This is a genomic window from Streptomyces bottropensis ATCC 25435, assembly GCF_000383595.1.
Taxonomy (GTDB): Bacteria; Actinomycetota; Actinomycetes; order Streptomycetales; family Streptomycetaceae; genus Streptomyces; species Streptomyces bottropensis.
In genome coordinates this window covers 2,787,349-2,813,877 of sequence record NZ_KB911581.1, presented here as the reverse complement: position 1 = coordinate 2,813,877, position 26,529 = coordinate 2,787,349, and the positions used below count along the sequence as shown (strand labels likewise).

At 73.4% G+C, this 26,529-nt stretch carries 24 protein-coding genes; 10 read left to right on the top strand and 14 right to left on the bottom strand.

Annotated features, from left to right (window positions below; genetic code table 11):
- Nucleotides 1-67 precede the first annotated feature (67 nt).
- The 3 genes from STRBO_RS0112315 to STRBO_RS0112305 all read left to right on the top strand — a co-directional run bounded on the left by STRBO_RS0112315 (nucleotide 68) and on the right by STRBO_RS0112305 (nucleotide 2,999).
- A complete protein-coding gene (locus STRBO_RS0112315) occupies nucleotides 68-724 on the top strand; it encodes a phosphatidylserine decarboxylase (RefSeq protein WP_078531507.1) in 657 nt (218 codons plus the stop codon).
- A 37-nt stretch (nucleotides 725-761) separates the two neighbouring features.
- Complete coding sequence (gene pssA / locus STRBO_RS0112310; protein ID WP_005482314.1) at nucleotides 762-1,580, top strand: CDP-diacylglycerol--serine O-phosphatidyltransferase; 819 nt, start codon at nucleotides 762-764, stop codon at nucleotides 1,578-1,580.
- Between the two features lie 204 nt (nucleotides 1,581-1,784).
- Nucleotides 1,785-2,999: an alpha/beta hydrolase gene (locus tag STRBO_RS0112305; protein ID WP_020114256.1), complete on the top strand. Its 1,215-nt coding sequence runs from the start codon at nucleotides 1,785-1,787 to the stop codon at nucleotides 2,997-2,999.
- A 3-nt stretch (nucleotides 3,000-3,002) separates the two neighbouring features.
- Here the strand turns inward: STRBO_RS0112305 and STRBO_RS0112300 are convergent, their stop codons facing one another.
- Nucleotides 3,003-4,160, bottom strand: a complete 1,158-nt coding sequence (locus STRBO_RS0112300; RefSeq protein ID WP_051135882.1) for a glycerate kinase — start codon at nucleotides 4,158-4,160, stop codon at nucleotides 3,003-3,005.
- Between the two features lie 183 nt (nucleotides 4,161-4,343).
- Between STRBO_RS0112300 and STRBO_RS0112295 the strand changes: the two genes are divergently transcribed.
- The 4 genes from STRBO_RS0112295 to STRBO_RS0112280 all read left to right on the top strand — a co-directional run bounded on the left by STRBO_RS0112295 (nucleotide 4,344) and on the right by STRBO_RS0112280 (nucleotide 9,569).
- Nucleotides 4,344-5,441 (top strand): ADP-ribosylglycohydrolase family protein, encoded by a 1,098-nt coding sequence (locus STRBO_RS0112295; protein WP_020114254.1) that lies wholly within the window; start codon nucleotides 4,344-4,346, stop codon nucleotides 5,439-5,441.
- A gap of 65 nt (nucleotides 5,442-5,506) precedes the next feature.
- On the top strand, nucleotides 5,507-5,998 hold the full coding sequence (locus tag STRBO_RS0112290; RefSeq protein ID WP_005482302.1) for an NUDIX domain-containing protein: 492 nt from the start codon (nucleotides 5,507-5,509) through the stop codon (nucleotides 5,996-5,998).
- Between the two features lie 457 nt (nucleotides 5,999-6,455).
- Entirely contained in the window at nucleotides 6,456-8,765 is a 2,310-nt protein-coding gene (locus STRBO_RS0112285) for a protein kinase domain-containing protein (protein ID WP_005482301.1), read from the top strand.
- 69 nt (nucleotides 8,766-8,834) lie between these two features.
- Nucleotides 8,835-9,569 carry an SIR2 family NAD-dependent protein deacylase gene (locus tag STRBO_RS0112280; protein ID WP_005482298.1) on the top strand — a complete coding sequence of 245 codons (735 nt, stop codon included), beginning with the start codon at nucleotides 8,835-8,837 and terminating at the stop codon, nucleotides 9,567-9,569.
- Between the two features lie 23 nt (nucleotides 9,570-9,592).
- Here the strand turns inward: STRBO_RS0112280 and STRBO_RS0112275 are convergent, their stop codons facing one another.
- The gene (locus tag STRBO_RS0112275; protein ID WP_005482296.1) at nucleotides 9,593-10,381 is read right to left on the bottom strand and encodes a class I SAM-dependent methyltransferase; all 789 of its coding nucleotides are present in this window, start codon (nucleotides 10,379-10,381) and stop codon (nucleotides 9,593-9,595) included.
- A gap of 234 nt (nucleotides 10,382-10,615) precedes the next feature.
- Here STRBO_RS0112275 and STRBO_RS0112270 point away from each other — a divergent pair, with 234 nt between their 5' ends.
- Both STRBO_RS0112270 and STRBO_RS0112265 read left to right on the top strand, forming a co-directional pair.
- On the top strand, nucleotides 10,616-11,869 hold the full coding sequence (locus STRBO_RS0112270) for a sensor histidine kinase (RefSeq protein WP_005482294.1): 1,254 nt from the start codon (nucleotides 10,616-10,618) through the stop codon (nucleotides 11,867-11,869).
- A complete protein-coding gene (locus STRBO_RS0112265; protein ID WP_051085349.1) occupies nucleotides 11,866-12,567 on the top strand; it encodes a response regulator in 702 nt (233 codons plus the stop codon). Before STRBO_RS0112270 ends, STRBO_RS0112265 begins: the two co-directional genes overlap by 4 nt.
- A 57-nt stretch (nucleotides 12,568-12,624) precedes the next feature.
- Here the strand turns inward: STRBO_RS0112265 and STRBO_RS0112260 are convergent, their stop codons facing one another.
- From STRBO_RS0112260 to STRBO_RS0112250, 3 genes are all read right to left on the bottom strand, one after another.
- Nucleotides 12,625-13,128 (bottom strand): methylated-DNA--[protein]-cysteine S-methyltransferase, encoded by a 504-nt coding sequence (locus tag STRBO_RS0112260; protein ID WP_005482290.1) that lies wholly within the window; start codon nucleotides 13,126-13,128, stop codon nucleotides 12,625-12,627.
- 37 nt (nucleotides 13,129-13,165) lie between these two features.
- The gene (locus STRBO_RS0112255) at nucleotides 13,166-14,650 is read right to left on the bottom strand and encodes an AlkA N-terminal domain-containing protein (protein WP_005482288.1); all 1,485 of its coding nucleotides are present in this window, start codon (nucleotides 14,648-14,650) and stop codon (nucleotides 13,166-13,168) included.
- 182 nt (nucleotides 14,651-14,832) lie between these two features.
- Complete coding sequence (locus tag STRBO_RS0112250) at nucleotides 14,833-16,782, bottom strand: heavy metal translocating P-type ATPase (RefSeq protein WP_020114252.1); 1,950 nt, start codon at nucleotides 16,780-16,782, stop codon at nucleotides 14,833-14,835.
- Between the two features lie 57 nt (nucleotides 16,783-16,839).
- On the opposite strand from STRBO_RS0112250, the gene STRBO_RS0112245 reads away from it, so the two are divergent.
- On the top strand, nucleotides 16,840-17,208 hold the full coding sequence (locus tag STRBO_RS0112245; protein WP_028796612.1) for an ArsR/SmtB family transcription factor: 369 nt from the start codon (nucleotides 16,840-16,842) through the stop codon (nucleotides 17,206-17,208).
- A gap of 5 nt (nucleotides 17,209-17,213) precedes the next feature.
- Here the strand turns inward: STRBO_RS0112245 and STRBO_RS0112240 are convergent, their stop codons facing one another.
- The 9 genes from STRBO_RS0112240 to STRBO_RS0112200 all read right to left on the bottom strand — a co-directional run bounded on the left by STRBO_RS0112240 (nucleotide 17,214) and on the right by STRBO_RS0112200 (nucleotide 26,465).
- On the bottom strand, nucleotides 17,214-18,110 hold the full coding sequence (locus STRBO_RS0112240; RefSeq protein WP_005482280.1) for a hypothetical protein: 897 nt from the start codon (nucleotides 18,108-18,110) through the stop codon (nucleotides 17,214-17,216).
- Between the two features lie 271 nt (nucleotides 18,111-18,381).
- Nucleotides 18,382-18,891, bottom strand: coding sequence for an O-acetyl-ADP-ribose deacetylase (locus tag STRBO_RS0112235; protein ID WP_005482279.1), 510 nt, complete (start codon nucleotides 18,889-18,891; stop codon nucleotides 18,382-18,384).
- Between the two features lie 141 nt (nucleotides 18,892-19,032).
- A complete protein-coding gene (locus tag STRBO_RS0112230; RefSeq protein WP_005482278.1) occupies nucleotides 19,033-20,217 on the bottom strand; it encodes a cytochrome P450 in 1,185 nt (394 codons plus the stop codon).
- Nucleotides 20,214-21,626, bottom strand: a complete 1,413-nt coding sequence (locus STRBO_RS0112225) for an alkaline phosphatase family protein (protein ID WP_005482276.1) — start codon at nucleotides 21,624-21,626, stop codon at nucleotides 20,214-20,216. Before STRBO_RS0112225 ends, STRBO_RS0112230 begins: the two co-directional genes overlap by 4 nt.
- Nucleotides 21,623-22,789, bottom strand: coding sequence for a metabolite traffic protein EboE (eboE, locus tag STRBO_RS0112220; RefSeq protein WP_005482275.1), 1,167 nt, complete (start codon nucleotides 22,787-22,789; stop codon nucleotides 21,623-21,625). Before eboE ends, STRBO_RS0112225 begins: the two co-directional genes overlap by 4 nt.
- A gap of 11 nt (nucleotides 22,790-22,800) precedes the next feature.
- Nucleotides 22,801-23,655, bottom strand: coding sequence for a TatD family hydrolase (locus tag STRBO_RS0112215; RefSeq protein ID WP_005482274.1), 855 nt, complete (start codon nucleotides 23,653-23,655; stop codon nucleotides 22,801-22,803).
- Between the two features lie 50 nt (nucleotides 23,656-23,705).
- Nucleotides 23,706-24,527: an EboA domain-containing protein gene (locus STRBO_RS0112210; protein WP_005482273.1), complete on the bottom strand. Its 822-nt coding sequence runs from the start codon at nucleotides 24,525-24,527 to the stop codon at nucleotides 23,706-23,708.
- Nucleotides 24,528-24,589: 62 nt separating this feature from the next.
- Entirely contained in the window at nucleotides 24,590-25,438 is an 849-nt protein-coding gene (locus tag STRBO_RS0112205) for a sugar phosphate isomerase/epimerase family protein (RefSeq protein WP_005482272.1), read from the bottom strand.
- Between the two features lie 31 nt (nucleotides 25,439-25,469).
- Nucleotides 25,470-26,465: an SCO3242 family prenyltransferase gene (locus STRBO_RS0112200; protein ID WP_202499267.1), complete on the bottom strand. Its 996-nt coding sequence runs from the start codon at nucleotides 26,463-26,465 to the stop codon at nucleotides 25,470-25,472.
- Between the last annotated feature and the right edge of the window lie 64 nt (nucleotides 26,466-26,529).

The window sequence follows — 26,529 nt, the reverse complement described above, 5'->3', positions numbered from 1 at the left end:
GGTACGATTCCCAGGAAAGCCGCCGTCCCCAGTCACCGCGCGGCATCATCCGCTACGAAGGTCATCCATGCCCCACAGCCAAACCTCTGCACCTCGCGACAGCCTTGCCGGTGTACGGCTCGCGCGCGGAGCATCGCCGTGGCTTCTCCCGACCGTCGCCACCGCAGCACTCAGCCTCGCCCGTTCGCGCCGCTCCGGTGCCGCGCGGGCGGTGGCCGTACCCGCCACCGCGCTGGCGGCGGGCATGCTGTGGTTCTTCCGCGACCCCGAGCGTGAGATCGCCCAGGGCCGGGTCATCTCGCCCGCCGACGGAGTGGTGCAGAGCATCATGCCGTGGAAGGACGGCCGGACCCGCGTCGCGATCTTCATGAGCCCGCTCAACGTCCACGTCAACCGGGCGCCGCTGTCCGGCACGGTGACGTCGGTCGAGCACATCCCGGGCGGGTTCGTACCGGCGTTCAACAAGGAGAGCGAGAACAACGAGCGCGTCGTCTGGCACTTCGACACCGAACTCGGTGACATCGAGATGATCCAGATCGCCGGCGCCGTGGCTCGCCGTATCGTTCCGTACATCCCCGAGGGCACCAAGGTCGAGCAGGGTGACCGGATCGGGCTGATCCGCTTCGGCTCGCGGGTCGACATCTACCTGCCCGAGGGTGTGGAGATCGACGTCGAGGTGGGGCAGAAGACCGTGGCTGGGGTGACTCGCATTGACCGTGACTGATCCTGAGACCCAACCCGGCCAGACCGGGGCTGGCTGGGTGCCCGAGGTCGACGTGGAGGACGACGCGGAGGAGATGCCGCTGTCGCTCCGGCTGTCGATAGCGGACACGCTCACGCTGGGCAACGCCACGTGCGGCTTCATGGCGGTGTACTTCACCACCACCGGCATCCTGATCCCGCACCTCACCGGCAGCCAGGAGACGGGCATGGCCCGCCACAGCGCGGCCACCGCCGTGATCCTGATGCTGTGCGCGGCGATCTTCGACCTGTTCGACGGGCTGGTGGCGCGCAAGCTCCGCTCCTCGCCGATGGGTGCGGAGCTGGACAACCTCTCCGACCTGATCAGCTTCGGCCTGGCGCCGGCGTACTTCGTCCTCGTCTACGGCATGGTCGCGGACGACGCGCACCAGCGGGTGGCCGCGGTGGGTGCGATCGTCGTGCTGCTGGCCGTGGTGCTGAGGCTCGCGAGATTCTCCTGCGTGACGGTGAAGGACGGCACCTTCCAGGGCATGCCGTCGCCGTTCGGCGCGCTGACCGTCGTGTCGATCGTGCTCCTGGAGCTGCCCTTCGTGGCGACGCTCCTGGCGATCATCGGCACGGCGTGGCTGATGGTGAGCCGGGTCGAGTACCCGAAGCCGCGGGGTCCCCTCGCGGGCGCGATGCTCTCCTGGATCGTCCTGTCGATGGGCCTGCTGATGGCCTGGGCCTTCGACGCCCCCGGCGGTCAGCTCCTCCTCCAGACCGGCTGCGCCCTGCAGCTCGTGATGGGCGCGGTGATCCCCCTCTTCGCCACGGCGCGACGGGTGAACAACTTCCGCGGCAACCGACGCGAGGCCCGCGCGGCCCAGCTGCCCTGACCTTCGCTTCAGCACCGACGGGTGTGGCCCGAGCCTTCATGGCTCGGGCCACACCCGTTTCGGGTTCAAGGGCGTCCGCGGTGTGCCCTTGACGGGTCAACTACCTGGCGTGGGCGCCGAGTTGCTGGGGGTGAGGAAGAGGTGGACGGTGGAAAGGGGGCGAAATCACACCTGTTGCCCTCATTCGAGCGTCAGGAGATGGACATGGGCGAGTACGAGCTGAGAGAGCACAAGGTCAAGCACAAGTCGACGGTCCCGGCGACCATGGGCGTCGAGCTGGAGCTGCCCGTCCGGGAGTACGACGGCACCCCCAACGGTCAGGACCGTGAGCCGGTGCTGATGCTGCACGGCAGGAGCGTGCCGGTGCTGCCGGGGTTCGACCTCGCGCCGGTGCCCGGTGGCAAGCCCCTCAGGTACAGCTGGGCACAGCAACTCGCGCAGGCCAACTTCGACGTCTTCCTCATGGATCTGCAGGGCTCCGGCCGGTCGCCCCGCCCCGGGCCGATGGACGATCCGTACAACACCAATCCGGCGCAGCAGCAGCCGGTCCTCGTCGACCACACCATCCCGGCGCCCGGCGCGCCCAAGTACAAGAGCGAGCTGTGCAGTTCGGAGAGTGACGAGGCAGAGCTGGCCACCGTGGTGGGGTTCATCAAGAAGCAGGTCGGCCCGGGGAAGCGGATCCGCTTCGTCGGCTGGTCCGCCGCCTCGTTCGTCATGGGCCCCTACACCCTCAAGCATCCCGGGGACGTCGAGAGCCTGTTCCTGCTGGCTCCGATGTTCCCGCCGCGAGGACGTTGGTCGGCCAAGCCCGAGGACCCGTTCGGTCGTCCCCCGGGTGTCACCTCACTGCCGGTGGGCAAGCCGCCCGCCCAGTTCGGCTTCCCGATGCACGTCACCAGCAAGACCGGATTCAAGAGAGCGCTGACCGGTACGCCCTCCCTGTGGGAGCCCGGCATCGACGAGCTGGCCTGGGCCGCCGCCATGGAGGACGACCCCGTCGCCAGTAAGTGGGGACCTCTCACGGACGGCGAACACGAGGGAGTTCTGCGGTACCGGAACACCTATTGGTGGGGCTGGAACAGCAACACCGTGCCGCACAAGCACGAGGGCAGGTACGTGCTGGGCGACCGGGTTCCCGTGCTCATCGCCTACGGGGAACTGGACCGGACGGCCAACAGTCCGACCCCGATGCCCGACGATCTGCACTTCTCCGTCCCGGATCTCTACGCGGCCGTCGCAGGCACGAAGAAGCTGATGGTCTGCTTCGAGGGATCCAGCCACTCCCTGGTCTGGGAGACCACCGCCCAGGCCATCCACCACTTCTCGAAGCACTGGTTCAAGAACGGCAAGGTGGAGGGCCTGAGCAGCGGCAAGTACTTCAGGGAACTGGACGGCAATCTGATCCCCGTGCCGTAGCCGTCAGGCGAGGAAGTCCCGGCCGATCCGTTCGGCCACCTGTTCCAGGATCGGGCCGGGATCGGCGATGCAGCGCCGGACGTCCGGCTCGACCTCCGTGAGCGGATACGCCCGGCGGATGCCCGCACGCCCCAACGCCGCCGACGGGAGGGCCAGGCGGCCGCAGACCGCCACGACCTCCTTGCCGGCGGCGCGGGCGGCCGCCGCGACACCCGCCGGGGCCTTGCCGTGGAGGGTCTGTTCGTCGAGGGACCCCTCGCCGGTGATCACCAGGGTCGCCTTCTCCAGCGCCGCCGCGAAGCCGAGGACGTCGAGCATGACCTCGATGCCGGGGCGGAACCGGGCGCCGAGGACGAGGGCGCCGAAGCCGATGCCGCCGGCGGCGCCCGCACCGGGCGCGAGGGCGTGTTCGGCGGCCCGTCCGCCGAGGGTCTTCTCCAGGACGGCCGCGAAGTGGGCCAGGTTCGCGTCGAGCGTCGCCACGTCCTCGGGGCTCGCGCCCTTCTGCGGCCCGTACACGGCGGGTGCGCCCTTCGGGCCGGTCAGCGGGTTGTCGACGTCGCTGGCGAGGACGAGTTCGATCGCCGCGAGCCGCTCGTCGAGGCCCGACAGGTCCGCCGTCACCAGGTCGCGCAGACCGCCGCCGCCGGGCCCGACGGGCTCCCCCGACGCATCCAGGAAGCGTGCCCCGAGCGCGGCGAGCATGCCCGCGCCGCCGTCCGTCGTCGCGCTGCCGCCCACACCGAACACGATCGTCCGGGCGCCCGCGTCGAGAGCGGCGCGCAGCAGTTCCCCGGAGCCGTAGGTGGAGGCGGTGAGCGGGGCGAAGGTCCCGGCGGGCAGCCGCTGCAGTCCGCTCGCCTCCGCCATCTCGACGACGGCCGTGTCACCGCGCAGCGCGTACGCGGCGGTGACGCTCTCGCCGAGCGGACCGGCGACCCTCACCTCGCGCTGTTCGAAGCCGGCGGCGACCGCCGCGGCCACCGTGCCGTCACCGCCGTCGGCGACCGGCAGGGCCTCCACCGCCAGCTCGGGCCGGACCCGGCGCAGGCCCGCCGTGACCCGTTCGGCGACCTGGACGGCCGTCAGCGTGCCCTTGAACTTGTCCGCGGCGATCAGCACCCGCGGGACTGCCGTGTCCGTGTCCGTGTCGATGGACATACCGATCCCGTCCACTGCGGCGTTCGCCACCTTGCGTTCCCCTCGCTCATCGGGCCTTGCGCACGTCAAGGCAGTCGCGCCGCTGCGACCCTAACCGGCCGGGCACCCGTACGTCATGCCCCGTCCCGCCCGCCGAACACCGCAGGACGGGCCGCCGTGCCCGGAAGTGGGTAGACCTGAACCATGACGCCCACGAGCCCCGCGACCCTCACACCCCCGGTGGGGGCCGAACTCGGCGACCGTGTCCTCGGGGGCTGGCTGGGCCGGATCGCGGGGAACATGCTGGGCAAACCGGTCGAGCAGGGCGAGCTGTGGACGCGGGAGCGTATCGACCGGTACCTCCGCGAGGCCGGGGCCCTTCCCCTGACGGACTACCTCCCGGAGCCGGCCACCGAGAGCGACCGGCGCGCGCTGCGGCCGGAGTGGCGCAGTTGTGTGCGGGGACGGATCCACGGCAGCTGCCGCGACGACGACGTCGACTACGCGATCCTCGGGCTGCACCTGCTGGAGACGCACGGTTTCGGCTTCAGTACCGAGCAGGTCGGCGACCTGTGGCTGCTGCGGCTGCCGTATCTGCAGACGTTCACGGCGGAGCGGGCGGCCTACCGCAATCTCGCCCGGGGTCTGAAGCCGCCGGTGACCGCGACGTACGACAACCCGTACCAGGAGTGGATCGGCGCCCTCATCCGCGCCGACGTACACGGCTGGACGTGCCCCGGTCTGCCCCGGCGCGCGGCCTCGCTGGCCCGGCGGGACGCGGTGCTCTCGCACACCGGCAACGGGGTGTACGGCGCCATGTGGGCGGCGGCGCTGGTCGCGGCGGCGTTCACGGCCACGGATGTGCGGGCGGCCGTGGACGAGGCGCAGGCGGTGATCCCGGCGGGCAGCCGCCTCGCCCGGACCGTGCGCCGGGTCGTCGCCCTGCACGACGCCGGGCTGGACTGGGCGGACACACTGACGACGGTGGGCGAGGAGACGGCCGGGCTGGGCTGGATCCATGTCGTGCCGAACGTGGCGGTGCTGACCGCCGGGCTGCTGTACGGCGGGGGCGACTTCACCCGGACGATCGCGCTGACCGTCCGCGGTGGCCTGGACACCGACTCCAACGGAGCCACCGCCGGGTCGGTGGCGGGGGTGCTGTGCGGGGCGGCGGCGATCCCGGACCGGTGGAAGGACCCCCTGGAGGACACCGTGCGCAGCGCCGTGTTCGGTTTCGACGGGGTGCGCATCAGTGAACTCGCGGAGCGCACGGTGCGGTTGGCCGAGGCCGCCGGCTCCTGAGCGCCGGTCGTCGTGCTCCCCGAGCGCCGATCTCCCGCCCCCCGCGGGCCGTCTACCCTGCCTGGATGAGTACTCCGGACTTCGCCGCGTACATCGCGAGCCTGCCCCGTGTCCTGGCCGGCGCCGCCGCCCTCTTCCGGGACGCCGAGGGGCGGATCCTCCTCGTCGAACCCAACTACCGCGAGGGATGGGCGCTCCCGGGCGGGACGATCGAGTCGGACGACGGGGAGAGTCCGAGGCAGGGGGCGCGGCGCGAGACGCTGGAGGAGATCGGGCTGGACGTCGAGCCGGGGCGGCTGCTCGCCGTGGACTGGGTGCGCGGGGTGGGGCGGCCGCCGCTGGTGGCGTACCTGTACGACGGCGGGGTGCTCGGCGAGGAGGATCTGAAGCGGATCCGTCTGCAGGAGGAGGAGCTGCTGTCGTGGCGGCTCGTCCCGCGCGCCGAACTCGCCGGATACCTCCCGGGGGTGCTCGGCCCGCGGGTGCTCGCCGACCTCGACGTGCTGGCGGACGGCACGGGTCCGGTCGAGTTGGAGAACGGCTGCCGGGTCGGCTGAACCGACGACGTCCGGCCACGGCGGGGGCGCTCGGCTGGTGACAGGAGTCACCTGACTTCGAGTCAACTGCCCCTGTACAGAACGTGAGAAGAGTGGAGGGGACATTTAATGCAACTTTAAAGCGCTGGCCGAAAACGCTGCCCGTTCGTCACTCCAGCATCTAGGCTGACATCACCCCCGTCCGAGCGATGGCGCCTCGTGTCCCGCTCAGGAACCGGGGCAGCACTCGGGACACCGTGATCGGCGGCCCGGGCGCGGGCCGTGGCTCCGGGAGACCCGGAGCACCTGGGGGAACGGTCACCGGGAGCCGCCCGGAGCAGTGCGTCTCCCCCCGCCCGCGGGCCGATTGTCGCCCGTCCTCACCGAACAGGCAGCTGAGGTCATGGAACCACTGGGCTCAGACGATCCCGAGGAGCTAGGTCCCTACCGTCTCGTGGCCCGGCTCGGCGCAGGAGGGATGGGGCGGGTCTATCTGGCGCGTTCCCCCGAGGGGCGGACCGTCGCGGTCAAGGCCATCCGTCCCGAGCTGTTGGGGGACAAGAACTTCCGTATCCGCTTCCGCCGGGAGGTGGAGGCCGCCGGAGCGGTCGGCGGCCGATACACCGCGCCCGTGGTGGACGCCGACCCGGACGGTCCCGTCCCGTGGCTGGCCACGGACTACATCGCCGGTCCCACCCTGGCCGAGGCGATCGCCGCGCACGGTCCGCTCCCGGTGGAGTCGGTGCTCGTGCTGGGCGCCGGCATCGCCGAGGCGCTGATCTCGGTGCAGGCCGCCGGGCTGGTGCACCGCGATCTGAAGCCCTCCAACGTGCTGCTCGCCGCCGACGGCCCGCGCGTCATCGACTTCGGCATCGTCCGGGCGAGCGACGGCTACGACCTCACCCGCTCCGGCGCCCTCTTCGGTTCCTTCGAGTACATGTGCCCCGAGCAGGCCACGGGCGAGCCGCTGGGGCCCGAGGGCGACGTCTTCTCGCTCGGCTCGGTGCTCACGTTCGCCGCGACCGGACACGCGCCGTTCAGCGGCACCGCGGCGGCCACGCTCCTCTACCAGGTCGTGCACAGCACCCCCGATCTGACCGGGGTGCCCGAGCCCCTGGACAAGATCATCAACCTCTGTCTCACCAAGGACCCCCGGCTGCGCATCACTCCCGACAAGCTGGCCGCGGCCTGCGCGCCCGGAGGCGTGGAGCAGCTGACGGGGGACGGCTGGCTGCCCGCGTCGGTGGCCTCCTCGATCGCACTGCGCGCGGCGGCGGTGCGGACCCTGGACACCGCGCCGTACACGGAGGTCACGTTCCCCTCGGCCGGGACCGGCACCGAGCCGGACGCCCACACCGCACGGCACAGCCGGGCCGCGTACGACTTCCAGCGGGACGGCGAGGGGGCCCGCGACACCCGGAGCCCGTCGGCGACGGAGTCCGGCCGCCCGTACGACGGCTCCGGGCAGCCGGGCCGGGCCGCGCAAGAGCCGCCGCCCGGCGGTGCCGGCGGCGAACCGCGCTCGGGGACCGGGCCCCGCACCCGTGCGGAGCCGTACTCCCCTCCCGAGGAGCCCGAGCCCTACCGGGCCTCCGGCGGGCACCGCCGCGCGGTGTCGCGGCCGGGCGTCTCCCGGCGCACGGTCCTGGGCGTGTCGGCCGGCTCCGCCACGGCCGCCGCCGTCGGTGCCGCCGTGGTGCTCGGCCGGCCGGAGAAGCCGGCCGCGCGCTCCACGAAGCCCGCGGGCCCGCCCCCCAAGCCGCTGTGGACCTATCGGGGCGGCCCGCTGGTCCAGGCGCCCGCCGTCTTCGAGGACGGCACCGCCCTGCTGAAGACCCGCCCGGGTGACATGCTCAGCCTCGATCTCCGGGACGGCACCCGGCCCCGGTGGGTCTACGAGGGCATCAGCCCGTCGCCGACCCCGACCGTGCTGGCCTTCGACGCCGCGGTCGCGCTCGGTGAGGGGGCGACGGTGATCGGAGTCGACCCGGTCGACGGAACGGAACGTTTCACCATCGACTTCGGGCCGGATTTCCGCTTCGACACGCTGCTCGGCGCCACCGACGACCGGGCCATCTCCGTCATCGGCGTCCGCCTCAGGAGACAGTCCGAGGAGCAGGGCGTCGCGACCTCCACGGACACGGTGTTCAGTGTCGACCTCGCGGGCCGCCGCGCCGAGGTCATCCCCATCAGCCCGGAGGACGTCGGGGTCCGGCTGGCGCCGGTCATCGTCCCCGGCTTCTTCGTCTACGCCGACGGCCTGCGCAATGTCACCGCCCGTAGTCTGAACGACTCCGGTGTCGTGTGGCGCCACCCCGTCGGCTACGACCTCCGGCCCGGCCTCGCCGTCCTCGACCGCACGGTGTTCGCCATCGGCCGGCAGCTGGAGGCCCTGAACCTGACCACCGGCAAGCTCCGCTGGCGGGTGAAGCCCGAGCGCGGCATGTTCGCCTCCCTCGGCGGCTACGGCAACACGGTCTACGTCACCGGCACCGACCCCGCCGGTGTGTACGCCTTCAACGCCGGTACCGGCGCCCGCCGTTGGTTCTGCCCCACCCCCCGCCTCAACATCGACCAGCCGGTCACCACGGGCCCGGGCGCCGTCTACGTCCCGGCCTACCAGAACAGGGACGGCATCTACGCGATCGGCGCCGCCAAGGGCCGGCTCCTGTGGAACTTCACCGACGGCGTGGAGACCGGAGTCAACGACTGGCAGCTCGCCTGCGACCACAGCGGCGTCCTGGTCGCCCAGCACTACGACCGCACGTACGGGCTGCCCGCCCCCTGACACCACGCGGCCGGGGCGCCGCCCCGATATCCGCTCGCCCCGGCCGGAACCCCGACCTACCCTCACCCCATGAACAAGCCCCTCGTCGCCCTCCTCAGCGGCGCCGGCATCAGTACCGACTCCGGCATCCCCGACTACCGGGGCCCGAACGGGCTGTGGCGGCGCGATCCCGAGGCCGAGAAGCTGGTGACGTACGCGTACTACATGGGTGACCCGGAGATCCGCAGGCGCGCGTGGCGGATGCGGCGGCAGAACCGGACGCTGCGGGCGGAGCCGAACGTGGCGCACCGGGCGGTGGCCGAGCTGGAGCGGTCCGGGGTGCCGGTGCGGGTGATCACGCAGAACGTGGACGGGCTGCACCAGCTCGCCGGGATGCCCGCCCGCAAGGTCCTCGAACTCCACGGCAGCGCCCGGTCCGTGGTGTGCGTCGCGTGCCACGCCCGTACGCCGATGGAGGACGCCCTCGCCCGGGTCGAGGCCGGTGAGGACGATCCGCCGTGCCTGGCGTGCGGCGGCATCCTGAAGTCCGCCACCGTCATGTTCGGCGAGCGCCTGGACCCGGTGGTGCTCGGCGAGGCCGTCGCCATCACCAAGGCCAGCCAGGTCTTCATCGCCGTCGGCACCAGTCTCCAGGTCCAGCCCGCCGCCGGGCTCGCCGCAGTCGCCGCCGACCACGGGGCACGGCTGATCATCGTCAACGCCGACCCGACCCCGTACGACGACCGGGCGGACGAGGTCGTACGGGAGCCGATCGGGACCGCGCTGCCGGAGCTGTTGCGGGGGCTCGGTGCCGCGAGCGGCTGACCGGGCCGCCGGGCGCCCGTGCTTCAGGCCCCGGCGGGGCGGCTGACGCGGAGCTTGGACTGGCCGTGCGGCAGTTCCTCCCAGTCGTCCATGAAGCGGGCCTGAAGTCCGTGCTTCTCGGCCAGGGCGACGAGCGTCTCGGTGCGGTAGTAGAAGTCCTCCCGCAGGACGTGGTGTTCCGTGCCCTCGGTGCGGTCGAAGGTGAAGTCGAACCAGCCGTTCGGGGTCAGCACCCGGCCGACGTGGGACAGGCACTCCTCGATGACGTGGAGCGGCGAGTGCGAGAAGACGCTGTGCGCGTGCACGACGTCGAAGTGGGCGTCGGGGAGGAACCTGAGGGTCAGGTCGCGTACGGGCGTCAGGGTGGGCAGGCGTGACTGCAGCCCCATCTCGACGATGGTGTCCTGGGCGGCGGCGAGGATGTCGGGCGAGATGTCGAGGCCGTAGTAGTGGCCGGGCTCCAGGTGCCGGATGAACCGCCAGCCGCCGCGCAGGTTGCCGCAGCCGATCTCCAGCATCCGGTGCTCGGGGCGCAGACCGTGGCCGACAAGGTAGTCGAACTGCATCGCGCCCAGGGCCAGCCATCTCTCCCGGCTGCGGCTGCCGACCGCCGCGTCCGGGTCGGCGCGGGTGTCGGAGCGCATCACCGCGCGGTAGTAGTCGATGTGGTCCGGGTGGCGGTGGCGCAGCCACATGTCGCGGGTCACGCGGATCAGATGGCGCGGCACGCGGCCGGGGTGGCGCAGGGCGTAGGTGACGCGGTGGCCGAGGGCGGCCCGGTTGACGGTGAGGTTCTTCTCGGTCGGCGGCACGGGGCTTCCTTCCCTGAGGACTCGAAGGTCGCGTCCCGAGGCGGCTCGGGTCGTGCTGCCAGCCTCGGGGCGGCGGCGGGGTGTGCGGTTCGGTCGACCGGCTCCGGTCCGCGGGCGGTTCGGGCGATCCTCGTATCAGCCGATCGGTTGATGCGGGCGGGAGCCGGTCACGTTAGACACAGGAGGGCGACCTGTGAAGTACCCGAGGAGCACGACGAGAGAGCCGGTGGGGCGATGAGTTGGCCGGAGCAGGAGCGCACGGACCCGGACGGCCGCTGGCTGGCCGCCGTCGTGCACGCCGCGTTCTTCCTGCTGCTGTGCTCCTCGTTCGCCCGGTTCCTGACCCGCGACCAGGGCGGGACGCGCGCCGGCTGGGTGATGGCGCTGTTCGCGGTGTTCGGGCTCCTCTACGCCGTCGGGCATCTGGCGGCTCCCGCCCCGCCTCCCGGCAGCCGGCCCTCCACCCGGCATCTGGTCTGGCTGGGGTCGGTGACGGCGGTCTGGGTCGTCCTGCTCGCGCTCGCGCCGAGTGCCACCTGGTGTGCCATGCCGCTGCTGTTCGCCGGGCTCCACACGCTGCCGCCGCGGCTGGCCGTACCGTTGGCGGTGCTGCTGACCACGCTGGTGGTCGCCGCCGAGATACGGGTGTCCGAGGGCACCGTCAACCCCAACATGGTCGCCGCCCCGCCGGCCATCGCGGCGGTCGCCACCGCCCTCTTCGTCCATCTGCGGCGGCAGGCGGCCCGGCAGCGCGTCCTCATCGGCGACCTGGTCCGCACCCGCCGGGATCTCGCGGCCACCGAACGGCGGGCGGGGGTCCTCGCGGAGCGGCAGCGGCTGGCCACGGAGATCCACGACACCCTCGCCCAGGGGCTGTCCAGCCAGCGGATGCTGCTCCAGGCCGCCGAACGCGTCTGGGACACGGACCCGGACGCGGCCCGTGGACACATCGGGAGGGCGGCCGAGATCACCTCCCACAGCCTGGCCGAGGCACGCCGGTTCGTGCACGACCTGGCCCCGGCCGACCTCGTGGAGCGCTCGCTGCCCGCCGCGCTCGGCGCCCTCGCCGAACGGGAGAGCGGGCCGGGCCTGACGGTGGAGTTCCGCCTCGACGGCACCCCCGGCCCGCTCCCCGAACGCGCCGAGGCGGCCCTGCTGCGCATCGCCCAGGGCGCCCTGGCCAACGTCCGCGAACACGCCGCCGCGACCCGGGCCGCACTGACCCTGACCTGCCTCGACGACCAGGTCTCGCTGGACATCGCCGACAACGGGCGGGGCTTCGACGCGGAGCGCCGGACGGCCACCGGGACGGACGGGGCGGTGCCGGGGCGGGAGCGCGGGCACGGGCTGCCGGCCATGCGCATCCGGGCACGGCAGTCGGGCGGCACCCTCACCGTGGAGTCCGCTCCGGGCGAGGGCACGGTGGTGTCGGCGGCCGTCCCCCGTACGCCGATCGTCCGCGACACCGCCGGGGAGTACGTCCGATGAGCGGGCCGGTGTCCTCGGGGCCGGCCGGGTCGTCGCCCGTCGCCCGGCCGCCGGTGCGGCTCCTGCTGTGCGACGACCACGCCGTCGTACGCGCCGGGCTGCGCGCGCTGCTGTCCGTTGCCGACGGCATCGAGGTGGTCGGTGAGGCGGGCACCGGCGAGGAGGCGCTCGCGCTGGCCTCCCGCCTGCGCCCCGACGTGGTGCTGATGGACCTGCAACTCGGCGACGGCATGGACGGGGTGACGGCCACCCGGCGGCTGACGGCGCGCCCGGCCGAGGACGCGGAGGCACCCGCCGCGCCGGTGCCCCGCGTTCTCGTGCTCACCATGTTCGACACCGACGCCGACATCAGCCGCGCCATCGAGGCGGGAGCCACCGGCTACCTCCTCAAGGCCGAGCGGCCCGACGAACTGTTCGCGGCGATCCGCGACGCCGCGACCGGGCGTACCGCGCTGTCGGCACCGGTGGCCGACCGGCTGATGGCCCAACTGCGCAGCCCACGGCCCACGTTGTCCGAGCGTGAGCACGAGATCCTGGGCCAGCTGGCCCGCGGTCTGGGCAACCGGGAGATAGCGCGGGCCCTCTTCATCAGCGAGGCGACCGTGAAGACCCACCTCGGCCGCATCTACGCCAAGCTGGGGGTGGAGACGCGGGCGGGCGCGGTGGCCGTGGCGAAGGAACGCCGTCTGCTGTCGTGATCCCCGCGCCCGACGCGCTCCCGTTCCCCGGTTCCCCCGCTCCCCCGCGTCCTCGGGCTAGAACAGGGCCGCCCCCCGCTCGAAGTCCAGCAGCCGCCGCTTGCGTTCGACGCCGCCGCCGTAGCCGGTGAGGCTGCCGTCGGAGCCGACCACCCGATGGCAGGGCACGATGATGCTGACGGGGTTGCGGCCGTTGGCCAGGCCGACCGCGCGGGACGCCTTGGGGTTGCCGAGGTCGTCGGCGAGATCGCCGTACGCGCGGGTCTCGCCGTAGGGGATCGCCACGAGCCGCTCCCAGACCAGCCGCTGGAACGGGGTGCCGTGCAGTCGGAGTTCGAGGGTGAACTCCCGCAGCTCACCGGCGAAATAGGCCTTCAGCTGCTCCTCCGCCCCGGCGAAGAGCGAGTCGTCACGGGGGCCGAAGTTCTCCTGCGGCGGCCGGTGCCGCTGCTCGGCCATGTAGAGCCCGCACAGCACACCGTCGTCGTCGGCGACGAGGGTGAGGGGGCCGTAGGGACTGTCGACGACCGTGTGCCGCTTCCGCGACGCCTGGTGCTTCATGAAGGATCCTTGAAAGATGCGTCCGCCCTGAACGGGCTCATACGGGAAGGTAGTTGATGGGGTGGCTGTCCGTCGCCCACAGATACTGGACGGCGTACGCCCGCCAGGGCCGCCAGGCCGCCGCCCGGGCCGTGAGCGCCGCCGGGGTGGACGGCAGGCCCAACTCCCGGGCCGCGCGCCGGATTCCGAGGTCGCCGGGGAGGAAGGCGTCGGGGTCTCCGAGGGCGCGCATGGCGATGACCTCGACGGTCCAGGGGCCGAAGCCGGGGAGGGCCAGGAGGCGGGCACGGGTCTCGGCCCAGTCGCTGTCGACGCCCAGGTGCAGCTCGCCGTCGGCGAGAGCGCCTACCAGGGTGGAGAAGGTGGTCCGGCGGGTGCGGGGCATCGCCAGGGTCTCGGGGTCGACGCCCGCCAGCGCCTCGGGGGTCGGGAAGAGACGGGTGAGGCCGCCCTCGGGGTCGTCGACCGGTTCGCCGTGCGCGACGACCAGCCGGGCCGCGTGTGTGCGGGCCGCGGCCGTGGACACCTGCTGGCCGAGCACGGCCCGCACGGCGAACTCGGCCTCGTCGACGGTACGCGGCACCCGGCGCCCCGGCGCCTTGTCCACCAGGGGCGCGAGCACGGGATCGCCGCTCAGCTGCTCGTCGACGGCGACCGGGTCGGCGTCCAGGTCGAGCAGACGGCGGCAGCGGCTGATGGCGACGGGCAGGTCACGCAGATCACCGAGGGTGAGCCGGCAGGCGATGTGGTCGGGGCGCGGCGTGAGGCCCACGATGCCGTGCCCGTAGGGCAGCCGGAGGGTCCGCCGGTACGCGCCGTCACGCCACTCCTCCACCCCGGGCACGGCGGTCGCGGCGAGGTGACCGAAGAGGTTGTCGGGGTTGAGCGGGGCCCGGAACGGCAGTCGCAGGCTCAGCGCGCCCGAGGTGCCGGGGGAGTCGGCGCGCTGCCCGGCCGAGCGGGTGGCCCGCCCGCGCAGTTCGCTCGGCGACAGCGCGAAGACCTCCCGCACGGTGTCGTTGAACGTCCGGATCGACGCGAACCCGGCGGCGAACGCGATCTCCGCCATCGGCAGCGCGGTCGTCTCGATCAGCAGCCGCGCGGTCTGCGCCCGCTGCGCCCGGGCGAGCGCCAGCGGCCCGGCCCCCAGCTCGGCCAGCAGCTGCCGCTCGACCTGGCGGGAGCTGTACCCGAGGCGCCGCGCCAGCCCCGGTACGCCCTCGCGGTCCACCACCCCGTCCCCCACCAGCCGCATCGCCCGCGCCACCAGGTCCGCCCGCTGATCCCACTCCGGTGATCCGGGGCTCGTGTCCGGCCGGCACCGTTTGCAGGCCCGGAACCCGGCCTGCTGGCAGGCCGCCGCACTCGGATAGAACGTCATGTTCTCCGCCTTCGGCGGCACCACCGGGCAGCTGGGCCGGCAGTAGATCCGCGTGGTCACCACGGCCGTGAAGAACCACCCGTCGAACCGCGCGTCCTTCGACCGCACGGCCCGCACGCACCGCTCCGTGTCATCGTGCATCCCGTTCCGCATGACACCAGCATCGGGGAGGGGAGCAAGGAGGGCTGGCGAGAATCCGACATCGAGGTGCGGGTGCCCCGCGGGCCTCGGGCGCCCGGGGAGCGCGAGAACCGCGCGACCGGCCCGCGCGACCGGCCCGTGCGGATGCGTGCCCGCCGGCACCCGACGCCCCGCCCTCCCCCTCAGTCGCGCGCGGCCCTGCGCCAGGCCGACTCCCTCAGCAGGCGAAGCCCGTTCAGCCCCACCACCACCGTGGACCCCTCGTGCCCCGCCACCCCGAGGGGCAGCGGCAGATGACCCACCAGGTCCCACACCACCAGCACCGCGATGCACACCCCGGCGATCACGAGGTTCTGCACCACCAGCCGCCGGGCCGCCCGCGACAGCCGCACCACCGCCGGGATCGCGCCCAGCTCGTCGCGCACCACCACCGCGTCCGCGGTCTCCAGGGCGAGATCCGACCCGGCCCGCCCCATCGCCACCCCGGAGTGGGCGGCGGCGAGCGCGGGCGCGTCGTTGACACCGTCCCCGACGAAGAGCACCTTCCGGCCCTCGTCCTGGAGTCCCCGTACCGCCGCCACCTTCTCCTGCGGCAGCAGCCCGGCCCGCACGTCGGCGATGCCGGTGTCCGCCGCCACCCGGGCCGCGGCACCGGCGTTGTCCCCGGTGAGCAGGACCGGCGACCCACCGGTCACGGCCACGAGCGCGGCCACGGCGCCGGGTGCGTCGGGGCGCAGCCGGTCGGCCAGGGTGAGCGTCCCGACGGCCTCCCCGTCGCGCGTGACGACGACGGTCGTCCCCTCGGCCGCCGTGCCGGAGTCGGCCCCCTCGCTCTCCCCGGGCCGCCCCACCGTCACCACGCGCCCCTCCACGGTCGCCCGCACGCCCCGTCCGGGCAGGGCGGTGAAGTCCCCGGCGGCGGCCACCCGCAGCCCGCGGACGCCGGCCGCGGCCACCACGGCGCGGGCCAGCGGATGCTCGCTGGGGTGCTCGGCGGCGGCGGCCAGCGCCAGCAGCCCGTCCTCGTCGAGCCCGGAGCCGGGCAGCGGCACTGCGGCCGTGATCTCGGGCGCGCCCTCCGTGAGGGTGCCGGTCTTGTCGAGGGCGGCGACGTCGATCTCGCCCAGCCGCTCCATGGCGACGGCGGACTTGACCAGGACACCGTGGCGGCCGGCGTTGGCGATGGCGGAGAGCAGCGGGGGCATGGTGGCGAGGACGACCGCGCAGGGCGAGGCCACGATCATGAAGGTCATGGCGCGGAGCAGCGCGGCCGTGAGGTCCTCGCCGAGGGCCAGCGGGATGCCGAAGACGGCGAGGGTGGCGACGACGACGCCGACGGCGTACCGCTGTTCGACCTTCTCGATGAACAGCTGGGTGGGCGCCTTGGTGCGCGAGGCCTCCTCGACGAGGCTCACGATGCGGGCGATCACGGAGTCGGCCGGGTCCCGTTCGACGCGGACGCGCAGCACTCCCGTGCCGTTGAGGGTGCCCGCGAAGACCTCGTCGCCGGGGGCCTTGGGCACGGGCAGGGGTTCGCCGGTGATGGTGGCCTGGTCGGCCTCGCTGTCCCCCTCGAGTACCCGCCCGTCGGCGCCGATGCGCTCGCCGGGGCGGACCAGCACCACGTCGCCGACGGCGAGCCGGTCGGTGGGCACGGTCTCCTCGGCGGAGCCGTCCGCCGGCAGCCGGGTGGCCGTGGTGGGCGCGAGGTCGAGGAGCCCCCGTACCGAGTCGGCGGTGCGGGCGGTGGCCAGGGCCTCCAGGGCTCCGGAGGTGGCGAAGATGACGATCAGCAGACCGCCGTCGAGGACCTGGCCGATCGCGGCCGCGCCCAGCGCCGCGACGATCATCAGCAGGTCGACGTCGAGGCTCTTGTCCCGCAGCGCCCGCAGCCCTTCGAGCGCGGGCTCCCAGCCGCCGGCCACGTACGCGATCGCGTAGAGCGGGCCGTGGAGCCAGGCGGAGGCACCTGCGAGGTCCAGCGGAAAGGCGAGCAGGAAGGCGACGGTCGAGGCCAGCGCCCAGCGCGCCTCGGGCAGGGCGAGGACCCGGGTGCGGCGGCGGGGGGCCGTCGGCAGGGACGAACGGGGGGCGGGTGACGGGGCGAGGGTGGCAGACACGCGGCACACCATACAGGAACACATGAAGACTCGTTCATGCCTTCATGTGCGATGAGTAGGATACGGGCCATGGGTCATGGAGCCGTCACCTCAGCGCAGGACGCCACCCCTCGCGTGCGCCTGGACGCGGGCAACGTCGCCAAGGTGGCCACCACCCTCCAGGCCCTCTCCACCCCGTCCCGCCTGCTGATCCTGGCCCGGTTGCGCGAAGGCCCGCTCCCGGCGACCGAGTTGGCCGCCGAGGTCGGGATGGAACAGTCGGCCTGCTCCCACCAGCTGCGTCTGCTGCGCAACCTCGGCCTGGTCGTGGGCGAGCGGCGGGGCCGCTCGGTGGTGTACGCGCTGCACGACCATCATGTAGCCGAGCTGCTGGACCAGGCCGTCTTCCACGTGGAGCACCTGAGGCTGGGCCTCAGCGACGCTCCCGACGGGGACTGAGGCGCTCACGCCGCCGGAAGCGCCGGCAGCGTCACGGGCGGCAGACCGCCGAGAAGTCCCCCGACCAGGCCGGTGACCAGGCCGAGCACGGGCTGCAGGAGGCCGGTGACGACCCCGAGGACCGGGGCGAGCAGACCGGTCACCGCGCCCAGGACGGAACCCAGGTCGAGCGAGGCCAGCGCCTTGAGCAGGCCGTCGACCGCGGACCGCAGCGCGGCCAGCAGGTCCGCCACCGGGTCGGCCGCCGCGGTGGTGCGGTCGGTGCCGGCCGGGGCCGCCGTCTTCAGCTTCTGCAGCCGCTTCTGCACGGCGGTGTGGGCCGCCCGCAGGGCCGTGGCGTGCCGGGCGGCCTCGGCCGCGTCGAGCCTGTCGGAGTCCAGCTCGGCGATGGTGGTCAGCTCGTCCAGCAGGGGGGCGAGGACATCGTTCTGGTCCATGCGGTCGAGCAGGTCCAGCTGGTCCAGGAGCACGTCCGTGTCGGTCGCGACGGCGTCGGTCTCGGTGGCCGTCTCCGTCTCCGTCTCCGTCACCGTCTCCGTCACCGTCTCCGTCTCGGTGGCCGTGGCCGTGGCGGCGTCCACGTCGGCCTCGATGTCCGCCAGCAGCCCGTCCATGTCGAGGTCGAGCCGTGCGAGCAGCGCGTCCACGTCGGCGATCTCCTTGGCGACGAGGGCGTCCGCGTCGGCCTCCTCCTTCGCCAGGAGGGCGTCGATCTCCGCGTCCAACGCGTCGAAGAGGGCGTCCAGATCGGGTTCGGGGACCGCCGCGGCCCCGGCCGAGGTGCGGTCCGAGGCGGTGCGGCCCGCGTCGACGGCCGCGGTGGCGGTGCCGACCGGACCGAAGACCAGTGCCCCGCACACCAGGGGCGACAGAAGGAGACCACGGGAGACGAGGGCGCGCATGCACGTTCCTTTCGAAGCAGCTGTCCTTGCGCTCACCGTGGAAGGCGGTACGGCCCGCCGCAACCGGTCAGGGCGCCGGGGCCCGGCCTGTCAACGTGCCACGCCGACGACGCTGACCAGCGTTTTTCTTCCTGCGTACGGCTCCGTACCACTCCCTTCGAACCACTCCGGCCGTTCGTCCGTCGGAGTGCGGCAGCACGACACGCCGGACCGTGCGACGCAACCCGCCGCGCGCTCGGCGCCGCTGCGGGCGCGCCGATGTGAGCCGGTGTCAGCTCGTCCGTGCGGCGAAGACCGCGTAGGCCTCGTCGTCGAAGAGGACGAACCTGACCTCCTCGACCGAGGTCTCCGTGGTGCGGACGGTCTCCACGGCGATACGGGCCGCGTCGTCCATCGGCCAGCCGTAGACACCGGCGGAGACGGCGGGGAAGGCGACCGTGCGGGCGCCGAGTTCGTCGGCCACGCGGAGGGATTCGCGGTAGCAGGAGACGAGGAGGGCGGAGCGGTCGAGGCTCTGGCTGTGGACCGGGCCGACCGTGTGGATGACCCAGCGCGCGTCCAGGTCGCCCGCCGTCGTGGCGACGGCCTGGCCGGTGGGCAGGCCCCGCCCGTAGTGGGAGGCGCGGAGCTTGCGGCACTCGGCCAGGATGGCCGGGCCGCCGCGCCGGTGGATGGCGCCGTCCACTCCTCCCCCGCCGAGGAGGGAGGAGTTCGCGGCGTTCACGATGGCGTCGACGGACTGCCGGGTGATGTCGCCCCGGACGAGGGTGATGGTCGTCATGCCCGCCTCTATATCAGCCGCGGAGCCGTACGGGCCCCCCGATTCGGCGGTGCCCCGACGGGCCCGCGACCCGGCCGACCACCGGCTCGCCGCCCTGTCGGCCCAGCGCACCACCGGCCCTCGGCCCACCGGCTCGGCGACCTACCAGCTCACCGGCAACGACCGCACCCCGTGGGTCGTGCTCATCGTGAACGCGAAGTCCTCCGGCGGTGCGGTCAGGCGCAGGTTCGGCAGGCGGTCGAACAGGGCGGGCAGGCCCACCTGCAGTTCCGCCCGGGCGAGCGACTGGCCGATGCACTGGTGCAGCCCGTGGCCGAAGGCCAGATGGCCGGCGGTGTCGCGGCGGACGTCCAGGGTGTCGGGGTCGGCGAAACCGGACGGATCGCGGTTGGCGGCGTGGACCGCCACGATCACGCCCTCGCCCGCGCGGATGCGGACGCCCGCGACCTCCACGTCCTCGGTGGCGATGCGGCGCAGCCCCGAGTGCGCGACGGTCAGATGGCGCAGCAGTTCCTCCACCGCGCCGGGCCACAGGCCGGGGTCCGCGCGCAGGGCGGCGAGCTGTCCGGGGTGGCGGAGCAGGTCCACGACCGCGAGCGGGAACATGTTGGCGGTCGTCTCATGACCCGCCACCAGCAGCAGCGAGGCGATCCCGACGGCCTCGGCCGCGCTCACCTCGCCGGTCGCCACCCGGTCCCGGGCCAGCCGCGAGACGAGGTCGTCGGCGGGCTCGCGGGTGCGCCGGACGAGGAGTTCGCCCAGGTAGGTGTGGAGGGCCTGGCGGGCGGCGAGCATCTCCTGCGGCCCCGAGGCGAGGCTGCTGAAGGACCGTGCCTGCCGCTGGAAGAAGTCGTGGTCCTCGTACGGCACCCCGAGCAGCTCACAGATGACGAGGGACGGCAGCGGCATGGCGTAGGCCTCGACCAGATCCGCCCCCTCGGCGCCGGCGGCCGTCATCGCGTCGAGCAGTTCGCCGCAGATCCGGGTGATCGCCGGCCTCAGTCGTCCGATGCGGCGGAAGGTGAAGTCGGGGAGCAGGACGCGGCGCAGCCGGGTGTGGTCGGGCGGGTCCATCATGAAGAACTGTCCCGGCGCCCGCGGCGGCGACTGCGGGCGGAAGCCGGGGAAGCCGGCGCGGGTGGAGTCGGCGCTGAAGCGCGGGTCGGCGAGGACCGTGCGGGCGTCCTCGTGCCGGGTGACCAGCCAGGGGGTGGTGTCGCCCCAGACCGTCACCCGGCGGATCGGCTCCTCGGCACGCCACTTGGCGTACTCGGGCGCGGGGTCGAGGAGCGGGCGGAGGGTGGGCAGGGGAGGGTGGGTGGTCATGCGGATCGCCCTTCTTCACGCAGTCCCGCGAGCTCCAGCAGGAGGGACTTGATCTCGGTGGCGGCGTACGCCTCACGGGCCGACTCGCCTGTGGAACACAGCAGTACGGGCCCGTACTCCGGGTCGGCCGGGAGGCGTCCGTGGCTGCCGCTGACGCCGGAGGGGTCCAGCGGCACCGTGCTGAGGCGGTAGCGGAAGCCCAGCTTCTTGCGGGCGACCTGGCCGAGGGCGCGGAGCTTCACCGCGGGGACCGTCTCGTCGTACAGCAGCTCGGCGGGGTCGTAGCCGGGCTTGCGGTGGATCTCGACCTGGCGGGCGAAGTCGGGCGCGCGTGCGTCGTCGAGCCAGTAGTAGTAGGTGAACCAGGCGTCGGGGTCGGCGAGGGCGACCAGTTCGCCGGAGCGTTCGTGGTCCAGGCCGTGGGCCGCCTTGCCCGCGTCGTCCAGCACCTCGTCCACGCCGTCGAGTTCGGCGAGGAGCTTGGCGACCTCCGCCGTGTCGGCCGGGTCCCGTACGTACACATGGGCGATCTGGTGGTCGGCGACGGCGAAGGCCCGTGAGGTCCAGGGGTCGAGGTACTCCATGCCGTCCTGGGTGTGCACCTGGAGCAGACCGGCCCGGCGCAGGGCGCGGTTGATGTCCACGGGGCGGGAGACGGGGGTGATGCCGTACTCGCTGAGGGCGACCACGGTGGCGCCCTCGCTCAGGAAGTGGTCGATCAACGGGCGCAGGGCGTCGTCGAGTTGGCGTGCGGCGCGGAGCGTGGCCGGGGAGTCGGGGCCGGAGCGCTGCGGTTCGTAGTCGAGCTGGGGGACGTAGACGAGGGTGAGGTCCGGGTGGTGTTCGTCGAAGACCTGGCGGGCGGCGCCGAGGATCCACTGGGTGGAGGGCATGCCGGCGTTGGGGCCCCAGTAGGTGAACAGGGGGAACGGGCCCAAGCGGTCGGTGAGTTCGTCGTGCAGGGACGGCGGCCAGGTGTAGCAGTCGGGTTCCTTGCGGCCGTCGGAGTAGTAGACCGGACGTGGTGTGACGGTGAGGTCGACGTCGGCGCCCATCGCGTACCACCAGCAGATGTTGGCGACCTTGTAGTCGGGGTCGGCCCTGCGGGCGGTCTCCCAGATCTTCTCGCCGCCGACGAGCGCGTTGTGCTGGCGCCACAGCAGCACCTCGCCGAGGTCCCGGAAGTACCAGCCGTTGCCCACCGCGCCGTGTCCCGAGGGCGGTTCGCCGGTGAGGAACGTGGACTGCGCCGCGCAGGTCACGGCGGGCAGGACGGGGTCGAGCCGGGCGCGGAAGCCGCGCTCACCGAGGGCGGCGACGGCGGGCATGTGACGGAGCAGTGCGGGGGTGAGACCGACGATGTCGAGGACGACGAGCCGGTGGGATCGGGTACTGGTCCGGACACTCACTTGTGGTCCTCCTCAAGGCCGAGGCCGGTCAACCGGTCGCGGGCCCAGGCGAGTTCGGCGGCTATGCCGCCGGGCAGGTCGGTGGGCGGTTCGGGGAGGACGGACCAGGTGTAGGTCTCGACCTCGATGTGGTCGCAGTCGGCCGAGGCCCCGCCGAGCAGCCCGGCCAGGACCTGGGTCAGCTGGTCGGCGGTGGTGCGCAGCGGCGGTTCGGGGTCGGCGTGCAGCGGGGCGTGGAAGTGGACGCGCCAGGGGCCGGTGTCCGTGGGCAGGCCCCCGTCCAGCGCGTCGGGCAGATCGTCGACGCCCCGCACGTCCGGCGCCTCCTGCCGCGTCGCCGTGCGCGTCTGGTGCAGGAACCGGGGCTCCGCGAGGCGCCGCAGGGCAGCGTGGGCGGCGGGGTCGGCCGGGTCGGCGGCCTCGACCGCGCAGGACGCCTGGAGCTTGACCACGGGCAGCCCGCCGTCCGCGAGGCGTCGCAGGGCGGCGCCGGGTTCCTCGAACTGCACGGCGAGGTGGCAGGCGTCGAGGCAGACCCCGAGCCGCTCGGGGTCGAGGCCGCGCAGCTCCCGGACGGCCTGGGCGGTGGTCTCCACGACGCAGCCGGGCTCCGGTTCGAAGCCGACCCGGATACGGCGGCCGGTGTCCGCCTCGACCTCGGCGAGCCCGGCGGTGAGCCGGTCCAGGGCGCGGCGCGCGGTGTCGGCGCGGTCCGGGGGCCACGGCGTGCGCCAGGCCAGCGGCAGGGTGGAGACGCTACCGCGCGCGGCGTCGTCCGGGAGGAGGGCGGCGAGGAGGCGGGCGCAGTCGAGGGTGTGGCTCAGCCGGGCCTCGTCCGCCCAGTCGGGGAGGTAGACGTCCTTCTTGACCACCTCCCGGTGGAACCCGGCGTAGGGGAAGGCATTGAGGGTGACGGTCTCCAGTCCGCGAGCCGCCAGTTCGTCTCTGAGGCGTTTCAACTCGCCCGGTAGGGCGACCAGTTCAGTCACCACGTCGCGGGCGAGCCAGAGGCCGATGCCGAGCCGGTCGACGCCGAGGCGCTCGCGCACCGGTTCGGCGTGGCCGGCGAGCTGGGCGAGGACGCCGTCGAGGTCCTCCGCCTGATGGACGTTGCTGCAGTAGCCGAGGTGGACGGCGGTGCCGTCCGGGTGCCGGAAGCGCATGGTCCGTCCTCTCACTCGCCGCCGCGCCGGACGGAGTTGCCCTGGAAGCTCGACTCCTCGTCCGGCTTGGGCTCGTCGAGGTCCAGCCGGCCGCTCTGCCCGTAGAAGGCGACGGGGTTGCGCCACAGCACCCGGTCCACGGTGTCGTCGTCGAACCCGGCGGCGAGCATGGCGTCGGCGGTCTTCCTGGTCTTGAGAGGGTCCGAACGGCCCCAGTCGGCGGCCGAGTTGACGAGCATGCGCTCGGCGCCGTGCTCCTGGAGGATGGTCACCATGCGGTCCTCGCTCATCTTGGTCCTCGGGTAGACCGAGAACCCGGCCCAGCAGCCGCTGTCGAGCACCATGCCGACGGTCAGCTCGTTGAGGTGGTCGAGGACGACGAGTTCGGGGGCGATGCCCGACTCCCGTACGACGTCCAGGGTCCGGCGGGTGCCGGTGACCTTGTCGCGGTGCGGGGTGTGGACGAGGGCGGGCAGTTCGTGCTCGATCGCGAGCCGGAGCTGGAGCGCGAGCGCCTCGTCCTCCTCCGGCGTCATCGAGTCGTAGCCGATCTCGCCGACGGCGACGACCCGGTCCTTGGCGAGATAGCGCGGCAGTTCGTCCAGCACGGGCCGGCAGCGCGGGTCGTTGGCCTCCTTGGGGTTGAGCGCGATCGTGCAGAAGTGCTGGATGCCGAACTGGGCGGCCCGGTAGGGCTCCCAGCCGAGCAGGGCGTCGAAGTAGTCGTAGAAGCTCTCCGGCGAGGTGCGGGGCTGGCCGAGCCAGAAGGCCGGCTCGACGACGGCGCGCACTCCGGCCGCGTGCATCGCCTCGTAGTCGTCGGTGGTGCGGGAGGTCATGTGGATGTGGGGGTCGAAGATGCGCACGTGCTGGCCTCTGTCTCGGGTTGTTCCGTGGGCGGTGCGACGCGGTGTGCTCAGGGGGCGGTGGTGGTCCGGGCGCGGGCCGCGGCCCGGTTCAGGGCTCGCAGGGCGCGGTCGGCGGCCTCGCGGCGGTCGGGCGCGGCGGCCCGCGTCTCGGCGGTGAGCCGGTCGGCCAGCCCTCCGGCGGCGGGGAAGGGGCCGACGACGGGCCAGATGTCCGCCGGTACGTCCCGTCCGGCTGCTACCCGCTCGTGGGCGAAGTCGGCGAGCATGCGGGCGAGTTCGGCGTCGGCGCGGGTGGCGAGTCCGGCGATCCGGTCCAGCGGGATCTCCTGGAAGACGCACTTGAGCACGGCCTGCCGGTACTCGGCATCGGGAAGGCGGGCGGCGCCGTACGGGCCGAGGGCGGCCTCGACGACGCCGCTGTCGTTGCCGCGCAGCGCCTCGCGGACGAGCGGCAGGGCGAGATCGCCGAGGGGTTCGCGGCCGGTGCCGCCGCCCTCGGCGTCGGTGAACAGGTGCAGGGCGCGCAGGACGGCCCGCTGTTCGGCCGGGTCGCCGTGGCGGAAGAGACCTGCCAGTTCGTCGGCGAGCGGCTGTCCGCCCAGCGGCAGCGCGGTGAGCAGCACGGCGCGGGCGGCCTCGTCGACGGTGAGGCGCGCGTCCAGCGGGGCGCGGCCGCAGCGTCGTCGGACGACGGGGAACAGGGCGCGGATCGCGGCGGGCCGGTCGGCGACCCGGGCCACGGCCTCGTCGAGCCAGGCACGGGCCGCCGCGTCCAGCGGGTGCCGGGCGAGGAGGGTTCGGGGATCGGGGGGGTCGGGGGGTTCGGCCGGATCGGGTGACGCGGCGTTCGGCAGTGCGGTGGAGAGCATGACGGAACGACCTCTTGAGGGGTGGGAGGACTTGAGGGGGGTGGTCGTCGGGCCGGGTCGGGTCAGGCCGTCGCCGCGCGGAGGAAGTCCAGTGAGCGACGGGCCACTTCGGGGGCGTCGAGGCAGCCGCCCTGGATCTCCACGCTGACCAGTCCCCGGTGGTCGAGGTCCTGGAGGGCGGCGAGTACGGGTGGGAAGTCGATCTCGCCGGCGCCGAGTTCGAGGTGCTGGTGGACTCCCCGGCGCATGTCCTCGATCTGCACGTTCAGCAGGCGTGGGGCGGCGAGGCGGACGCACTCCAGAACCGTCCGGTCCTCCACGCAGTGTGCGTGCCCCACGTCCAGGGTGATCCCGAACAGTTCGTGTCCGCCGGTCAACTCGGCCAGTTCCAGGCACCGTTCCACGGTGTCGACGAACATGTACGGCTCGGGTTCGAAGGCCAGCGAGACGCCGTACTCCCCCGCCGTGTCCAGGACGGTCTCGACGCCCGCCGCGAGCCGCTTCCAGGCGTCCCGCTCCGGCAGTCCGTCGTCCGGCGCGGGGCCGCTGCACAGGTGGACGGTGGGCGAGCCGAGGTCGGCGGCGATGCGGACGGCCCGCCGGAGCAGGTCGATCCTGCGCTCGGCCCCGTCCGCCATGAGGGTCGGGTGGTGCTTGCCCCAGGGGTCGAGGAGATAGGGGGCGCCGGTCTCGACCGTCACGTCGAGTCCGTGCCGGGCCAGGTCCCGGGCGACGGCGTCCACCTGTCGGGGCAGGTCCGGCGCGTAGGGGTCGAGGTGGCCGTGGTCGAGGGTGAGCGCGACGCCGTCGTAGCCGAGGTCGGCGAGGACCGCGAGGACGTCGGCGAGGCGGTGGTTGGTGAAGCCGTTGGTGCCGTAGCCGAATCTGAGGGGGGTGGGGGGCGGGGTCATGTCGGCTTTCCTCCGTAGAGGTCCGTGCTGTTCAGGTGGGGGAGATGCGTCGCGCGAGCCGTCGCGCGAGGGGGTGGACGACACCCAGGGCCGCCGCCGCGGCCGTGGCACCGCTCCGTGCGGTCAGCGCCGCCTGCAGGGGCATCAGACCGAGGATCCCGGCCCCGACGGCCCGCCGTACGTTCTCGCCCGACGGCTCCCGTACGGCGCGGGCCTGGGCCGCGCCGTAGCTGCCGAGGTAGGCGAGGGCCCCGGCGGTGACCACGGCGGTCCGGGCCGCGGCCGAGGGTGACACGCCGGCGGTCCCCTCGCGCCCCGCACGGTGGGCGACGGCCGTGCGGACGGCCGGGAGGACCGCCGCGAGGGCGGTGGCCGTGGAGGCGGCGAGGGTCGTGGCCGGCAGCCGGGCGGGGGCGCCCGAGATCTCGTGGCGGCTCAGCGCGGTCAGCGTGTAGGTGTGGGCACCGATCAGCGCGGCGGGGACGGCACCGCGCAGCAGGGCGGTACCGGTCGAGGTCGCACGCTCCCCGCCGCGCCCGGCGGCCAGGGCGCCCGCGAGGACGTCCAGGGCACGCGCGCCGGCCATGGCGGCCGGGCCCGCCGGGGTGGACTTGAGCTTCAGGTCGTACGCCCAGACGGCGCCGGCCAGGGGCAGCGCCCCGAGCAGACTCCGGCGGCCCCCCGCGGCGACGGCGAGCGCGAGGCCCCCGGCGGTCAGGGCTCCGGCGACGGCGAGGGCGGTGCGGCGCGGGACCCGGCCCGACGGGACGGGGCGTTCGGGACGCTCTACCGCGTCGATCGTGGCGTCGGCGTAGTCGTTGAGGGCCATGCCGGCCCAGTAGAGGCAGACGGACGAGCCCATCACACCGAACGTCCGCGCACCGAGCGGGTGTCCCGCCGCCGCGGCACCCGCGAGCACGTCGCCCGGAACGCTCAGGGCGGCGGGTGCGCGCACGAGTTGTGCGAGGTCGGCGAGGCCCACGGCAGGCCGCGAGCCGGAGTCCGGTAACGCACTCCGATCATTCATGGCGGCAACTTACCCGGGTGACTTGAACATTCACATGGGGAAAACGTGAAGATCCTTGTCGGTT

Coding starts and splice junctions, on each gene's coding strand:
- STRBO_RS0112280 (WP_005482298.1), top strand. CDS start 8,835: ATGAACAAGCCCCTCGTCGCCCTCCTCAGCGGCGCCGGCATCAGTACC.
- STRBO_RS0112285 (WP_005482301.1), top strand. CDS start 6,456: ATGGGGCGGGTCTATCTGGCGCGTTCCCCCGAGGGGCGGACCGTCGCG.
- STRBO_RS0112255 (WP_005482288.1), bottom strand. CDS start 14,650: ATGCACGATGACACGGAGCGGTGCGTGCGGGCCGTGCGGTCGAAGGAC.
- STRBO_RS0112260 (WP_005482290.1), bottom strand. CDS start 13,128: ATGAAGCACCAGGCGTCGCGGAAGCGGCACACGGTCGTCGACAGTCCC.
- STRBO_RS0112295 (WP_020114254.1), top strand. CDS start 4,344: ATGACGCCCACGAGCCCCGCGACCCTCACACCCCCGGTGGGGGCCGAA.
- STRBO_RS0112270 (WP_005482294.1), top strand. CDS start 10,616: ATGAGTTGGCCGGAGCAGGAGCGCACGGACCCGGACGGCCGCTGGCTG.
- STRBO_RS0112230 (WP_005482278.1), bottom strand. CDS start 20,217: ATGACCACCCACCCTCCCCTGCCCACCCTCCGCCCGCTCCTCGACCCC.
- STRBO_RS0112235 (WP_005482279.1), bottom strand. CDS start 18,891: ATGACGACCATCACCCTCGTCCGGGGCGACATCACCCGGCAGTCCGTC.
- STRBO_RS0112240 (WP_005482280.1), bottom strand. CDS start 18,110: ATGCGCGCCCTCGTCTCCCGTGGTCTCCTTCTGTCGCCCCTGGTGTGC.
- STRBO_RS0112300 (WP_051135882.1), bottom strand. CDS start 4,160: ATGTCCATCGACACGGACACGGACACGGCAGTCCCGCGGGTGCTGATC.
- STRBO_RS0112305 (WP_020114256.1), top strand. CDS start 1,785: ATGGGCGAGTACGAGCTGAGAGAGCACAAGGTCAAGCACAAGTCGACG.
- STRBO_RS0112210 (WP_005482273.1), bottom strand. CDS start 24,527: ATGCTCTCCACCGCACTGCCGAACGCCGCGTCACCCGATCCGGCCGAA.
- STRBO_RS0112205 (WP_005482272.1), bottom strand. CDS start 25,438: ATGACCCCGCCCCCCACCCCCCTCAGATTCGGCTACGGCACCAACGGC.
- eboE (WP_005482275.1), bottom strand. CDS start 22,789: ATGCGCTTCCGGCACCCGGACGGCACCGCCGTCCACCTCGGCTACTGC.
- STRBO_RS0112290 (WP_005482302.1), top strand. CDS start 5,507: ATGAGTACTCCGGACTTCGCCGCGTACATCGCGAGCCTGCCCCGTGTC.
- STRBO_RS0112245 (WP_028796612.1), top strand. CDS start 16,840: ATGGGTCATGGAGCCGTCACCTCAGCGCAGGACGCCACCCCTCGCGTG.
- STRBO_RS0112315 (WP_078531507.1), top strand. CDS start 68: ATGCCCCACAGCCAAACCTCTGCACCTCGCGACAGCCTTGCCGGTGTA.
- STRBO_RS0112250 (WP_020114252.1), bottom strand. CDS start 16,782: ATGGTGTGCCGCGTGTCTGCCACCCTCGCCCCGTCACCCGCCCCCCGT.
- STRBO_RS0112265 (WP_051085349.1), top strand. CDS start 11,866: ATGAGCGGGCCGGTGTCCTCGGGGCCGGCCGGGTCGTCGCCCGTCGCC.
- STRBO_RS0112200 (WP_202499267.1), bottom strand. CDS start 26,465: ATGAATGATCGGAGTGCGTTACCGGACTCCGGCTCGCGGCCTGCCGTG.